This is a genomic window from Pseudomonas psychrophila HA-4, from assembly GCF_000282975.1.
GTDB classification, from domain to species: Bacteria; Pseudomonadota; Gammaproteobacteria; order Pseudomonadales; family Pseudomonadaceae; genus Aquipseudomonas; species Aquipseudomonas psychrophila_A.
Window position 1 is genome coordinate 1 of the sequence record NZ_ALJC01000071.1, and the last position, 13,864, is coordinate 13,864.

10 protein-coding genes are annotated in these 13,864 nt (G+C 57.4%); 3 read left to right on the forward strand and 7 right to left on the reverse strand.

All coding sequences use genetic code 11. From position 1 onward, the window contains the following. The coding region (locus tag B347_RS0108745; protein WP_019409328.1) for a catalase at positions 1 to 691 on the reverse strand (691 nt) is incomplete at its 3' end. 185 nt (positions 692 to 876) lie between these two features. Here B347_RS0108745 and B347_RS0108750 point away from each other — a divergent pair. Both B347_RS0108750 and B347_RS0108755 read left to right on the forward strand, forming a co-directional pair. Next, positions 877 to 1,383 carry a sigma-70 family RNA polymerase sigma factor gene (locus tag B347_RS0108750; RefSeq protein WP_019409329.1) on the forward strand — a complete coding sequence of 169 codons (507 nt, stop codon included), beginning with the start codon at positions 877 to 879 and terminating at the stop codon, positions 1,381 to 1,383. Further along, positions 1,380 to 2,129, forward strand: coding sequence for an anti-sigma factor family protein (locus B347_RS0108755; RefSeq protein WP_019409330.1), 750 nt, complete (start codon positions 1,380 to 1,382; stop codon positions 2,127 to 2,129). The genes B347_RS0108750 and B347_RS0108755 overlap by 4 nt, the downstream gene beginning before the upstream one ends. An 8-nt stretch (positions 2,130 to 2,137) precedes the next feature. On the opposite strand, the gene B347_RS26675 is transcribed toward B347_RS0108755, so the two are convergent. Then, positions 2,138 to 2,311: a hypothetical protein gene (locus B347_RS26675; RefSeq protein ID WP_019409331.1), complete on the reverse strand. Its 174-nt coding sequence runs from the start codon at positions 2,309 to 2,311 to the stop codon at positions 2,138 to 2,140. A 292-nt stretch (positions 2,312 to 2,603) separates the two neighbouring features. Between B347_RS26675 and B347_RS0108770 the strand changes: the two genes are divergently transcribed. Continuing rightward, the gene (locus B347_RS0108770; RefSeq protein WP_019409333.1) at positions 2,604 to 4,175 is read left to right on the forward strand and encodes an amidase family protein; all 1,572 of its coding nucleotides are present in this window, start codon (positions 2,604 to 2,606) and stop codon (positions 4,173 to 4,175) included. 214 nt (positions 4,176 to 4,389) lie between these two features. Here B347_RS0108770 and B347_RS0108775 read toward each other — a convergent pair whose 3' ends face one another. The 5 genes from B347_RS0108775 to B347_RS0108795 all read right to left on the reverse strand — a co-directional run bounded on the left by B347_RS0108775 (position 4,390) and on the right by B347_RS0108795 (position 13,853). Next, positions 4,390 to 5,562, reverse strand: coding sequence for a lactonase family protein (locus B347_RS0108775; RefSeq protein WP_019409334.1), 1,173 nt, complete (start codon positions 5,560 to 5,562; stop codon positions 4,390 to 4,392). Continuing rightward, positions 5,552 to 5,854 (reverse strand): DUF5629 family protein, encoded by a 303-nt coding sequence (locus tag B347_RS0108780; protein ID WP_019409335.1) that lies wholly within the window; start codon positions 5,852 to 5,854, stop codon positions 5,552 to 5,554. The genes B347_RS0108775 and B347_RS0108780 overlap by 11 nt, the downstream gene beginning before the upstream one ends. A gap of 286 nt (positions 5,855 to 6,140) precedes the next feature. Further along, positions 6,141 to 10,190, reverse strand: a complete 4,050-nt coding sequence (locus B347_RS0108785) for a hemagglutinin repeat-containing protein (RefSeq protein ID WP_019409336.1) — start codon at positions 10,188 to 10,190, stop codon at positions 6,141 to 6,143. Positions 10,191 to 10,228: 38 nt separating this feature from the next. Continuing rightward, complete coding sequence (locus B347_RS0108790) at positions 10,229 to 11,944, reverse strand: ShlB/FhaC/HecB family hemolysin secretion/activation protein (protein ID WP_019409337.1); 1,716 nt, start codon at positions 11,942 to 11,944, stop codon at positions 10,229 to 10,231. A gap of 325 nt (positions 11,945 to 12,269) precedes the next feature. Continuing rightward, positions 12,270 to 13,853 carry an aldehyde dehydrogenase (NADP(+)) gene (locus B347_RS0108795; protein WP_019409338.1) on the reverse strand — a complete coding sequence of 528 codons (1,584 nt, stop codon included), beginning with the start codon at positions 13,851 to 13,853 and terminating at the stop codon, positions 12,270 to 12,272. Between the last annotated feature and the right edge of the window lie 11 nt (positions 13,854 to 13,864).

The window sequence follows — 13,864 nt, forward strand, 5'->3', positions numbered from 1 at the left end:
CCCAGCGCACAGCCTGACGCTGCCCGGCGGCATTCACCAAATAGAAGGCATTGATACCGTTGTACGTTTCGGTAGCGAAACTGGCAGACGGCTTGGCTGTTTTGACCCACTGCAAAAACGGCCCAGCTTCCGGGTGGGCGGCAAAGAACGCGGGCATGGCATCTGGCTTGGGCTTACCGGTGGCCGGGTCCGGTGCACCGGCTTGTAACATGGCATAGAACGCCTCAGGCGTGCCCACCGGAAATACCGGCATGCTGTTCATCCCGGTCCGCCATTGCTGGCCATTGGCCTCGGTGAAACGTAATGCCAGACTGCGAATCGGCACGCTGCTGTCAGGCGCGTAAGGGTTGGCACTGGGCAAGGCAAATCGCCCGACTACCGGCGTGCGCCCGGTTTGAAACACTTGCGCACTGGAGAGTGACTGTGCATTGCCAGTGCTCTCGAAATAGCCGATCACGCACATGCCCTTGGCATGGTTGCGTCGATACCCCGGATGCACACCGTTGTTGTGCTCCAAGGCATTCACCAGGGTTTTAGGCCGCAGTCGCTGAGCGTCCAGAGTGCCATTGACGTAAAAAAACGTGCTGGCGATGGCCACAACCACTGCACCGATACCCGCCAGGCGCAACACCACACTGGCTGAGCTCAACACAGGCTTGACGGGCCGTTCAGGTGGCAATTGATCTACCATGTAAGAACTCCGAGGCCACAGGGCCATCCGTTGAATGGCCTATGAGACGCAGGCCAATCAGGCTTATTCCCGCCAAGCCGCGAATATTTTTATGCGTTTTGTTTTTACGCGCCGGGAATAACCCTTAATCGTAGTCGTCTTCATGGTTCGAATCCGACTAACAGCCCCATGCCGTGCAGGTCCCGATGCCCCCATTTGACGAGCAACTGCGCGAACTCATGCCGCGCCTCAGGCGCTTTGCGCTGTCGTTGACGCGTCACTCCAGCAACGCCGACGATCTGGTGCAAGCCTGCCTAGAGCGGGCGCTCGGCAGTATGGCCAGCAAACGCCCCGAGGGGGATTTGCGGGCGTGGCTGTTTACCATCCTTTATCGACAGTTTGTCGACAACCATCGGCGCGCTCGACGCTACGCCCGCATGCTCGAATTTTTTACCGGCCGCGACGACACTCAACCCTCTACCGAGCGCACGGTCATCGCACAATCGACCCTGCAAGCGTTCGATCAACTAAGCACCGAACAGCGCGCCCTGTTGCTCTGGGTATCGGTGGAGGGTTTGAGCTACCAGCAAGTCGCGGACATTCTTGAGGTGCCGATTGGCACTGTGATGTCACGTCTGTCACGCGCGCGCCAGGCGTTGCGCCTGCTCAGCGAAGGCGAAATCACCCGCCCTATTTTGCGGAGACTTAAATGATCACCACACCACCCAGTGAGCGTGACTTGCATGCGTACGTTGATCACGCGCTCAACGAGTCAGAGCGCCAGCAGGTTGAACTGTATCTAGAGGCGCACCCCGACGTCGCAGCAAAGGTCAGCGACTGGCAACACGATGCTCAAAACCTGCGCACGGCGTTGCAGCAAACTTTGCTGCAACCGGCCAATCCGGCGCTTGATCCAGCAGCCATTCGCCAGCGTCAGCGTAGGCAATCAGTGCGCCACTGGGCAACGGCGGCGGTGTTGTTGATTGCCGTGAGCGCGGGTGGGTTTGGCGGCTGGCAGGCCAGACAAATGACATTGAGCCCCAGCCTATTGCCCATGACCGATGCACTGGCCGCACACCGCATGTTTGCAGAGCAAGGTTTTCTGCCTGCCGACTATATAGTTGAGCAGAGCAACGACCTGCAGACTTGGATGGACCGTTACTTCAGCCAGGCCGAGCGCTTGCCAGACTTGAGCCGTGCAGGGTTTAAGCCGGTCAGTTGCCGGTTGCTCACCACCGATCAGGGCGGCGCAGCCATGGTGTTATATGAAAATACGCAGGGGCAACACATCAGCTTTTACATTCGTCCGCCTGGACCGCACAACACCTTGCTGCCGCGTGGCAGTCGACGCGATGGCGATTTGCAGGCTGATTACTGGTCAGGCCCCGGCTACAACTACGCCATGGTCGGACCAGCACAAGGGCCGACTGCACAGTTGTTGGATACAGTAGGGTTTTAAAAAGGGATTCAGGACTGGGTTTTGTGGTCCAAGGCGGCATAGAAGTTGGCGCTTTGTTGCAGGTATTTTTGTGTGTAAGCCGTGGATTTTTTGTCGCTGACCACGGTGTTGGCGCTGGCTGGCAGGGCCACAGTGGCGGAGATGGCAGAAGCTGCGATGACGGAGAAAAGATTGAAGTTCATTGCGATAACCCTCGACGATTCAGTTAGCTTGCTTGCCTATTCAGGCCGTGGAGCGAATTTAACGCCAAGGGTTATCACACAGAAATTCATTGCAGCACTAACAGGTATCAGCGCGATTGATAGCGCTAGGCTTTGTACGAAATGTATCTGCCATCGGCAGGAGCGTGTGATGCAGCTGAATCAAACCTGTATCAGCTACTTACACACTAAGAGTGATATTAACCTTATAAAGGATTTATTCGAACTACCCTTGTTATAACAACCCATACAACTAACTGTACAAGGACTAGTCATGAACACAAAAAAAGGACAAGGATTGTCCAAATTTGGAATTTCTTTAACATTAAGTGTGGCACTCGCATACAGCCACGTAGCCACCGCTAACACTCTCTTGCATAGTATCGAACCACAACAGCTAGCATTAATGGCGGGCGCAGAATATGCAAGTGTCGCAGAGCTGACAGAGAAAATGGATCGCAATAGTTTTAGCTCCGTATTATTGGTCAAGTACCTGCTCAATCGTATTCATGCGCTGGATAAAAATGGTCCTGCTATTAATGCCATTATTGAACTCAACCCAGAAGCACTGGACATTGCTACTCAAAGAGACCAAGAACGCCGCTTAGGGAAACTTCGCGGGCCTTTGCATGGCATTCCCGTTCTCATAAAGGACAATATTCAAACCTCGGATACCATGCAGACCAGCGCCGGTTCTCTGGCGCTGATCGGTCAGCCCGCCGCTCAAGATGCATTTATCATTCAACAATTACGTGCGGCGGGTGCGGTCATTCTGGGCAAAACCAACCTGACCGAGTTGGCAGGCTTTCGTGACCCTGATATTCCAAGCGGCTGGAGCGCACGAGGTGGGCAAACTAAAAATCCGCATAAGCTATCAGCGGACCCTTGTGGTTCCAGTACGGGTTCAGCAGCCGCAGCCGCAGCGGGCTTCGCCCCATTGACCGTGGGTACGGAAACCAATGGCTCCATTCATTGCCCTTCATTCATGAATGGCGTTGTGGGCCTAAAGCCGAGCCTGGGTCTTTTAAGCAGAACCGGCATGATCGTTGTGTCGAGAAATCAGGACACCCCCGGGCCGATTACACGCACGGTACGTGACGCAGCCCTGCTCCTTAACGCCATGACGGGAAATGATTCGACGGATACCGTACAGCGCACTCACGCAGGCGTACCAACTGACTACACCGCCTTACTCAATACTGCAGAGTTGAGCGGTAAACGAATCGGCTATCCCAGCCGCTACGCACCTGGAAACTCGGAAGCAGATCTTGATCTCAATTTCTCACAGGCATTAGTAATAATGGCTAATGCTGGAGCAACACTTATCCCCGTAGAAGAACCCAGCTATGAGAATTCAAACTACATGGAGCGCTATCAAGAATTTTTGTTCATGGATTTGAACCGTGAAGCGTCAAGCTGGTTTAGTTCCCGACAGGGGATGCCTGTCAACTCTATGGAAGCACTCATAAACTTCAATCAACACACACCTGGCGTACCTGTGTACGGACAAAATTCTGTGTTGTCTTTTATGAACACACCCTACAACGAAACCCAGTACCACGAACTTTGGACAATGCTTAATAGCCGCAGTCGCCAGGCAATTGATAACATGTTGACCGAACATGCCTTGGATGCACTGGTTGATAGTTCTGAAGGTTTTGCCCCAACTATTGTTCCGGTCGCGGGCTATCCGGGCATAACAGTTCCTTCAGGGGTTGATGAGCAAGGCACGTTGAAAGGTCTGTATTTTTATGGGACGCGCTGGAGCGAAGCTAACTTGCTAGGGCTTGCTTACAGTTACGAACAAGCCACCCAAGCACGGATAAATCCTGCTTTTGCACCTTGATCGCCCTGCGCATCCAACAGGTCATGCTATTCAAGCGTATGTTTTAGGATCCAACGCAGGTTAGGCAAGGCGAAAATAGACGAGAAAGCGGCGTTTACGGGTTGTCAATAAGCATGCAAAACCTGTTATCAACGCCGAATAACCGAGCGCAGATACATGTTGTACAGAGCCTAAAGTCTATCGCTCGTATCGATAGACGGCTGCAAGCCAAGAGTTATGGGCGGTTGATGAACTTCACGTCAGACGGTGCATCCATCGGCAACGTTTGCAGGGTCTTGCCCAGCTTGCCGGTTTCACCATCGCGTTCGATCACCACAATAGCGTTGCTCATCTGGTTAGCCACCAGCAGGAACTTGCCATTGGGGCTCAAGGTAAACTCGCGCGGGTGATCGCCCTCGACCGAACGACGCTGAATTTCAGTCAGCTCGCCCGTCACCGGGTCAATGGCAAACACCAACAGTTCGTTGGCCTTGCCACGGTTGCTGACGTACAGAAACTTGCCATCGGCACTGGCGTGCAAAGCACCAGCAGCCCGTTTTTCCTGAGGTTGGCCGTGGGCCAAATCAACAGCTTGACGCTGTTTAAGTTGCCCGTTCGCGAAATCGAACACAAATACCTGAGCACTCATTTCAGCAGTCAGGTAAGCGTGCTTACCCTCCTTGGAGAACAGCAAATGCCGGGGACCGCTGCCTGCTGGCAATTCAACCGCAGGCGGGTTGGCGGCCACCAAAGGATGCTCAGGATTGGCCTGCGGGTCGTACTGATAAACAAAAATCTTGTCTGCACCCAGATCGTTGGCAAACACAAACTTGCCATCCGGGGATGACACCACGGAGTGCACATGGGCCGACATCTGGCGCTCAGGATTGACCAGGCTGGCCTGATGGCTGCTCATTTGGGTCACAGGCTGCAACTGCCCCAAGTCATTGATCGGCAAGACTGCCAAGCTGCCGCCCGGATCTTCATGCGCGCCATAGTTGGCCACGAACAGATAACGCTCATCGGCACTCAGGCTTGAGTGAGTTGGCTCTTCGCCCAAAGACTTAACCTGATTGATCAAGGTCAACTGGTTGGTTTTCGGGTCAATCGCCAGGCTGCTGACACGGCCCACCACATCGGCCTGCCCCTTGCCGTTTTCATTGACCACAAACAGGCGTTGCTGGTCTTTGGACAGGGTCAGCCATGACGGGTTGGCGGTTTTGAACACTTGCAGGGGCTCAGGGGTAATGCGCCCGGTGTCGCTGTTGAATTGCAGGCGGTAGATACCCTGACTTTTACCCTGGGTATAAGAACCGACCAGTAGTTCCACTTCGTTCTCGGACGCAGCTTGCGCCGACATTGCACCGACACTCGATGCAAGCAGCAAGGGCAACCATTTAAGCTTCATCAGCCACCTCGGACTCATCGTCATCATTGTTTGCGCTAAAAGCACTGAAGCAGACTAGACGGTGTTCGCCTGAATCACTGCTTAATGTCCAGCTTTGCAAGCCATCGTTAAAAACGGCCGCGTCTATTTGCGCGGCGGTGAAGTTCCAACGTTTTTGTGCTCGACCATCCATGACGTGAATGAACAGCCCCTTCTCCTCGTCCATGGAGAATTCAAAGGCATGCAAGCCGTCAATTTCCAGCATGTCGCTGGTTTCTAGGGCTGCATGCAAGGTCTGGGTTGATTCGCTCATTAATAATTCACCTGTTGGAAAGGCGCAATGATAGGTCAAATCAGCCCGCTAACCTATGCCGCGCACCAAGGCTCACGGCTCCAAAGGCATAAAACGGGCAGTGATCATGCTTACGCTGATTTTGCCGTAGTACACCTCTGACACCTTTTCACCCGATTTGGCTTTGGCTTCCAGACTTTGCTTGCTCTCCCTGCGCTGTTCCTTGAGCTTGAAGTGCGCAGCCGTTGGCGTATGACTGGCGCAGGTCAGGTCCGGGTAGTGAAAAGTGACCCGCGACGAACGCCGGTCATTTTTTATCCCCGTCAGATCGTGCCTCTAGATTGACCTTTAATGTGCTGGACTGAGGCTGAGCGTTTACTCGCCGCCACTCTGTGCCAATGCTGGCAGTCACAAGGTCGGCATCAATCACACTTTGCTGCGGCGCCTTAACATTCAGGCGGTCGATGTCGAGCTTGGCCTGGCCACTGAGGTCAGGCGCTTTTGCAGCGGGACCCGGCTCAAGTGGATCGAGCGGTGTGATGCGCTCCTCTGTGAGGCCTGTACCCAGAGCCACGCCCCAGTTGTTGTGGCGCTGACTTGATTGCGCAGCGGCTTGTACTACCCCGCCGTTTTCGGCACTCACGTTGACGCTTGGCGCTTGGATGCGCGTCCCCTCCAGATGAATAGCGTCTGCACTGCGCGCGCCACTGGCCAGTGTCACGTTTGCGTTGCTGTAGAGCTGCGAGGCAGTGAGTGTTCGGTCATGCTCCGACACGTTGACCACATTCAGGCTGGCATTCAGGTTGCCTTTGCGGGTGTCGCTTTCGGCGCCGTGAACGATGCTCGCGCCCAGTTCAATGCCGCCACCCACTTCGTTGGAGCGCTTGCTGTGGGTCGCGCTGGCGGCTTGCAGATCGAGTTTGCCGCCCGCGTCGAGACGAATAGCACCGGTCTTGTCTGATCCGTGACCGAGCTGACTGCCTTGCAAGGTCAGGTTGCCGCCGCTGCGCAGGCTGATCGGCCCGCCACCCTGCAGGGTTGCAACGAGAGGCTGGCTGTCATCGGTCTGCAATGTGCGGCCGTGCAACGTGGCCCCCACACTTGCATTGACGTTGGTTTCCCCGGACGTTCCCAGCGTCAGTGATCCGCTGCCCTCCAGAGCCTTGCTTGTCTCGACTTGAAGGTTATTGGCCTGATTCAAGGCAAGATTTTCGCCTGCGCTCAGGGAAATGCCCCCTTCGTGCCCGTTGAACTGGCTGCCTTCATAACGGGCATCCCCCTTGATATCGATGCTGACCCCTTGTGCCCCGCTGAAACTGCCCACCAGCGCCGTTTGTGTCTGCTTGCGTTGATCCTGGCTGCCGCCTGACCCGTTGAGACGTGTATTGAGGTCTTCACCTGTCGACGTGTAAAGCCGCCCACCCACCTTCACCGTCAGCCCCTGCTGATGACTTTGATGAGTATTGAGGGCCGCTGTGGCGTCATGGCTGCCCGCCTTGATCGTCAGTTCACCTTGATTAGCGCTGTAATGAGTACCCTGGTCTTGCAAGGTGCCAGCGACATTGACCTGCACCGCCCCTCCACTAAACCGGCTGGCCGTTGCGGTGCTGTCCTCCCCGGATCGGGTCAAGTTCGAGGAGGCGCCATCCACGTCCAGCCCAAGATTGGCGGCGCCTGAACTTAACGGTTTCAAGGCATCCTTAAATGAACCTTGCGCCAGTTGCTGGAGCTTTTTTTCGATGGGCCGGGTAATGCCTTTGTACTCGACATTAACCCCGCTTTCAGCCTGCCAGTTGCTCTGTGCATGCGTGCTCGACTCGGTGGTGCGGGCCGCCTGGTTATCGACCCGTGCCGCAGTGACCTGCAACGCATCGCCAGCGCTGATTTGCGCGCCTTGGGTGCTGAGTTTGTCTGTTGCCCAAACACTCAATTTGCCAGCGGCGTTTACCCTGCTGACCTGCGCGCGGACTTGATCAAGCGTGCCCTGCTGGCTTTGCTGACCGCCTTCGATGCCGCTGCCCGCCTTGTCCAGCCCTGCGGTGTAGTAGACACCGCCGCCGCTTTTGCTCTGGTCGGTTGTGGTTGTGGTGCTGTCATGCGCGGCCATCAACTCGATCTGTTGGGCGTTCAGGCTCGCATCACCCTGGGTCGCTTTAAGCTCGGCACCCTTCACACTCAGCGTATGCCCGGCATTGACCACCAGCGTGCCACCGCTGAGGGTGGCGCCTTGCTGTACGGTCGAGTCGGTGCCAGCGGCCTGCTTTTGGTCTTCATAGCGCACGCCCGCACGGAACTGATGGCTGCCTTGCGCGGTTTCCAAGGTGTAGCCGGTGAAACCACGGGTGTGGGTCTGACTGACTTCGTGAGTGGTGTTTTGCGCTGAATCGATGTTGATATCGCCTTTGGCGAGCACGTTCAGATCGCCCTGCGCAGTCACTTGCGAACCGCGTAGTGTTAGGTCTTTGGCGCTTTTGAGGGTGAGATTGCTGTCCGAGCGCAATTGGCTGGCGACGTGGGTGTTGCTCTTGAGATCCTTACGCGCTTCATGCTTGGTCAGGCCGAAAAGTTGACTGTCCAAGCGATAGCTACTGTCGTGGGACGTATTGTTCACGCCATCAATCACCAGCGAGCCCTTGTCGCTGATCACACTGGCTTGCTGACCGCCATGCACCTGACTGGCGCTGATCTTCACGTTATCGGCACGCACGATCAATGCGCCGTCGGCATTGATCTTGCTGGCGACGTGCGCAGTTTTACCCTGGTCATCACCGCCCTTATTCCCAAAGAAACTGCCGCCCACCAGGTCGCCGGAGTAGGCCTTGCCGCTGCGTGTGTGCGTGTCCGCCACACTGCTGATGTCCACCGCTCGGGCATTGATCTGGATATTTCCCGGGGTCTGCACATCAGCGCCTTGCAGTTGCACCGTTTGCTGGCTGTTCAGCTCAAGGTGTTGCCCGGCCTTAAGACTGCTGGTGACACTGCGCTGATCGCGGCTGCTCTCGTCCCAATTGGCTTTCCACAAGTGTTTGCGATGCGCTCCGCGGTCGCGAGTGACATGGGTCTCGTCGGCAGCGATCAGGCGCAGGTTATCGGTACTGTTGATGCGCAGGGTATCGCCAGCCTCGACGCTGCTGGCCTGGATTGCGCTGGTGCCGCCGGAGGTCAGCGTAGCCGCGTGCCCCGCAGCGATGCGGTTGCCGTGCTGGCGGGACTGTTCATCGGTGCTGGTGCGGTCAAAGGTTTCATACGTGAAGAGAAAATTATGATGGTCCCACTGCTCGCGTTGCTCCTGCAGCTTGCGACTTTCAAGGCTGCTCAGGGTCAGGTTGCGGCCCGCGTCGAGTACCACGTCGCGCCCGCGGACATCGGTCGCAGACAGTTTCAAATTGTCAGCACTGTGCAGCACCACATCACCCTGGCGACTGCTCAGCGTGGCACGGCTGACATCCAGGCTGTTGGCCTGCGCTTTGCCACTGATGTCGAGATCGCCAGCAGAATTGACCGTCACCCCGTCGCGTCCCTCGACAAGCACGGCCCCCATCTTGACACCTGCGCCTTGGGCGGTACTGACGATGTTGATTCGCCCTGCCTGCATCGCGCCAAACAGACGGGCGTCAATGCGTGAGTCCTGTGCCTGACTGGCGGGATCGACCTCGCGCACCTGGCCGCTGGCAGCCTCGACTGTATTGCGCCCCACTGTCAGGTTCAGGTCGTCATGGGCCTTGATAAGGCCCTGACTGTCGATTTGCGGGGCGATCAGGTGAAGGGAGCCCTCAGGGTTTTGCAGGCCATGTTCGCGCACAGTCAATTGGCCTCGGGCGTCATACGTGTTCAAGGCATCCAACTTGCCATCCAGCAATTGCGGGCGGCCGACGACCAACTGCACATTCGGCGTATTGATGAAGCTAGCGCCGTTGACCGAAATACCATTGGGATTGGCCAGCACATAATCCGCCGCCCGGCCAAAAATCTCCTGAGTTCCGTTGAGGGTCGAGGCATTGCGGCTTATCACTTCATTAAGAATCACGCTCGCCGCCTGCCCGTGAAACTGCTCGTTACCTGCCAATGACCCGGCCAGTTGTGAAATCCCTCCCTGCACTGCGTTGTTGAGCACCAGGCCCTGTCGCTCAACGTTGTAATCAAGAAACTGGTTATGGGACAAACCGCCTGCATCAGGCGCGACAATATCGATGACGGGCACACCGCCCTGCATGTGCACTTGCGGGGCTGCGCCCACTCCCTCGGCCACCGTCAGCCCCTCGGCCAGCAGTGGGGGGGGCACCAGCAACAGGACCGCGATAAGCGTACGCAGTTTGCCTTTTGGGGAGAGGTGAAAGCAGTGGGAGGTGGTTGGCATAGGTCGCTCACTTGTGACGGTGCTTGAAGACAATGGGTTCACATCAGCAGGCTCAGGCGGGCAAGCCAGATCTGTGACTCGGGGGCAAACTGTGTCGGACGGCTCAGGCTGTGTTGATAGTCGAGGTCGAGTTGGACGTGCTTCCATGCCAAGTTAAGGCCCGCGCTGGCAGCACTCATGCGCGCATCGGGGGTGCCTTGCAGCCCCTTGACCCAGCCCGCATCGATTCCCAGATACGGGGTGAGCCGCACGGGCAAACCACTGTTCAAGGGTAAGCGCAGCGTGTTGCGCCACAACGCAGCCGTGGCGCCCGAAGCACTGTTTCGACGAAAGCCGCGTACCGCCGAATCATCGGTGACCAACAGTTGCTCAATGACCGGTAGCGGGTCAGGGCTGTACTGCAACGAGAACTGGCTCTGCCATTGCCACGGCTGCCCCTGATAAAGACCATTGCGCCACCGGCCAACACTGGCGCGGTATCGCTTGAATTGCGCTTTGGGCAGATGGCGCGAAAGCCGGTCCGAGTCGTCGTCCGCACCCAACCCATGCAGGCCCCGGCCGTAATTGAGGTCTAGACTCCACACCCCGCTGTCAAGCCAGAACAGGCTGAGGCCGGACTCGGCCACGGCCAGGGTCGGACTCTGGATAGCGAGGCGCGTCTTGGCCAAGTAGTTGTCGACGTTCTTGTAAGCCAGTTGGCCATAGACGCTCAGCAAAACGTCCTGTTTGCGCCACAGCACGCGGTCACTGCGCAGGCCGAACTGGTCGGCCCGGCCACTTGAATAGAGCGTGGTGCGACTGAGTTTGAGCGGAACGCGGTATTCGACATGGCTGGCGAACAGGCTGTGGGTCCAGTAACCATAAGGCAGGGCGTAAAGCAGACTGAAACTGCGGCTGTAGCGTGGGCCGTCATTGAGCGTGTCGCTGAAGCTGAAACTGACTGAATCGTTAAGCTGCAACGGGCTGTCTAGGCTCAGGCTCAACGTGCTGCGATCGCGGCCTGAGGCAGCGGCCCCCAGAGTGTCCAGGCCCAGCGCCGCCGCCCATGCCGGGCTGCTTGCTTGAGAGCGAAGGATGACCCGCGACGCGCCGGGCCTGCTCCCCGGGGTTATATCGGCAATCAAATCCAGCGAGCGCAACCGGTTGAGCTGGTCCAGCCCCTGCTCCAGATGCCTTAGCTCAAGCGGCTTGCCAAGCATGCCGGGAAATGCCCCGGCCAACCACACAGGCAAACTTTGGTCGGCCAGCTCAATCGCTTCGAGGTAACCTTCGTCGACATGAACTTCCAGCGGCTGCCCGTGCGCCGCAGGCTTGACCAGATAGGCGCGGCTGGCGATGTAGCCGTCGTCAAGGTAGAGCCGGGTGAGTTCGACCAGCAAGTGATTGATGCGGTTCACGCCCATGCACGCCGTGATCAGGGGAGCAAGGTGCTCGCGCAGCCTCGCGGCGTCAAACAGCGTGACACCAGACAAGCGCAAGCCACTCAGCGTCCAGCAACCGTGCTCGGCCAAGCCGCGGGCAGGCGAATCGGTTTTTGGCGCTTGCACCGCTGATTGCTCTCGCTGCAATTGCTGCATGCGCTGCTCTTGCTGAAGACGCTGAAAATCGCGTTGCTGCTGTTGCTGTAGCGGCAAGACCGACTGGCCAGCTTGCAGGTTTTCGACAGCAGGCAATCCCGATGGGTACAGGCTAAGCATCAACAGCATCAATCGATTGCCGGTAGGAAAATGCTTGGAAAGGGGCTGATTGGGCATAAGACATCCTTTACGTAAAAATACGTGGAGTGTCTTGCGGCCACTGAACGGTGCTGACCTTGAAAGGACGAGCGCTGCGAAGATCACTCTGCGGATGATCACATCCACACGCATTAATACATAATGTATTAATACTTGAGGTGTCCAATGAATCTTGGCAGGTCGTTTAAAGGCGAGCGCTGAACGGTGGCCAGAATGCAGGACGCAGACGCCGCGAGGAGGTACCACTGGAGTACAGGGAAATTATTTCAGAATGAGACAGCGAGTGTTTGCAGTCCCGGTCAAGGCACTGCAAACCTCAGCGTTATCCGCTTGGGGGGTAACCTCAGCCGATCGAGCGATTGGTGAACTGACCGTCCACCAAGCGCTGAATACCCAGCGGGTTCGCATTTTTCAAGGCATCGGGCAACAGGCTGTCAGGGTAGTTTTGAAGACACACCGGGCGCAGGAAACGATCGATGGCCAAGGTTCCCACCGAGGTGCCACGGGCATCAGATGTTGCCGGATACGGCCCGCCATGGACCATCGAATCGCACACCTCAACACCCGTCGGGTAGCCGTTGAGCAACACGCGCCCGACTTTTTGCTCCAGCTGCGCGGTCAACTCACTGAACGATTCGAAGTCGGCTGACTCACCGATCAGCGTGGCCGTCAGTTGCCCGCGCAAACCGTTGATGGCGGCACTGAGCTGAGCCTGATCGGCCACTTCAATGATGACCGTGGTCGGGCCAAAAACTTCCTCTTGCAACACCTCATCGCCGTCCAGCAACAAGCTGACATCGGCCTTGAACAGCTGCGGCCGGGCCTGATTGCTCTGCTGTGGCTGCCCCGCCACGTGCTCGATGCGCGCATGGCCAAGCAACGCCTCCACGCCTTTGCCATAACTGCGCAAGGTGCCTGCATTGAGCATGGTCTGCGCAGGCTGCTCGCTGATTTTCCCAGCCAATTGCTCGATGAATGCCGTAAACGCGGGCGATTGGATGCCAATGACCAAACCAGGGTTGGTGCAGAACTGCCCGCAACCTTGCACCACCGACGCGGCCAGCTCTTGGGCGATAGTGGCGCTGCGTACAACCAATGCCTGCGGCAGGATAATCACCGGGTTGATGCTCGACATTTCGGCAAATACTGGAATGGGCTGAGGTCGTGCTGCGGCCATATCGCACAGCGCACGGCCGCCGTGCAGCGACCCGGTAAAGCCCACTGCCTGAATGGCCGGGTGTTTGACCAGTGCTTCGCCGACGCCCGACCCATAAATCATATTGAACACGCCACCTGGCATACCCGTCCGCTCAGCGGCACGAATCAGCGCATCCGCCACCCATTCGGCCGTGGCCATATGCCCGCTGTGGGCCTTGAACACCACCGGGCAACCGGCTGCCAGCGCCGAAGCGGTGTCGCCCCCGGCGGTGGAAAATGCCAAAGGGAAATTGCTCGCACCAAACACCGCCACCGGCCCCAGGCCAATGCGGTACTGGCGTAAATCCGGGCGCGGCAGTGGCGCACGATCCGGTAACGCCTGATCAATCCGCGCGCCATAAAAATCACCGCGGCGCAGTACGTTGGCGAACAGGCGCATTTGCCCGCTGGTGCGGCCTCGCTCGCCCTGAATACGCCCCGCAGGCAATGCCGTTTCGCGGCACACAAGGGCGACAAACTCATCACCTAGGGCCTCCAGTTCATCGGCAATGGCGTCGAGAAATTCGGCGCGCCGTTCAGCACTCAGCGCACGAAAGCTCGAGTAGGCACTGGCAGCCGCCTTGGCGGCGCGATCCACTTCACCCGGCGTGGCTTGATAAAAGTCATAGGCTAGGGTTTCGCCGCTCGTGGCGTCCACACTCTTGACGATAACGCTGCCTTCGGCACTGCGCTGACCGCCGATGTAATTGTGACCGAGGATCTGAGTCATAACGTTATCCC

Coding starts and splice junctions, on each gene's coding strand:
- B347_RS0108780 (WP_019409335.1), bottom strand. CDS start 5,854: ATGAGCGAATCAACCCAGACCTTGCATGCAGCCCTAGAAACCAGCGAC.
- B347_RS0108750 (WP_019409329.1), top strand. CDS start 877: ATGCCCCCATTTGACGAGCAACTGCGCGAACTCATGCCGCGCCTCAGG.
- B347_RS0108755 (WP_019409330.1), top strand. CDS start 1,380: ATGATCACCACACCACCCAGTGAGCGTGACTTGCATGCGTACGTTGAT.
- B347_RS0108770 (WP_019409333.1), top strand. CDS start 2,604: ATGAACACAAAAAAAGGACAAGGATTGTCCAAATTTGGAATTTCTTTA.
- B347_RS0108790 (WP_019409337.1), bottom strand. CDS start 11,944: ATGCCCAATCAGCCCCTTTCCAAGCATTTTCCTACCGGCAATCGATTG.
- B347_RS0108775 (WP_019409334.1), bottom strand. CDS start 5,562: ATGAAGCTTAAATGGTTGCCCTTGCTGCTTGCATCGAGTGTCGGTGCA.
- B347_RS0108785 (WP_019409336.1), bottom strand. CDS start 10,190: ATGCCAACCACCTCCCACTGCTTTCACCTCTCCCCAAAAGGCAAACTG.
- B347_RS26675 (WP_019409331.1), bottom strand. CDS start 2,311: ATGAACTTCAATCTTTTCTCCGTCATCGCAGCTTCTGCCATCTCCGCC.
- B347_RS0108795 (WP_019409338.1), bottom strand. CDS start 13,853: ATGACTCAGATCCTCGGTCACAATTACATCGGCGGTCAGCGCAGTGCC.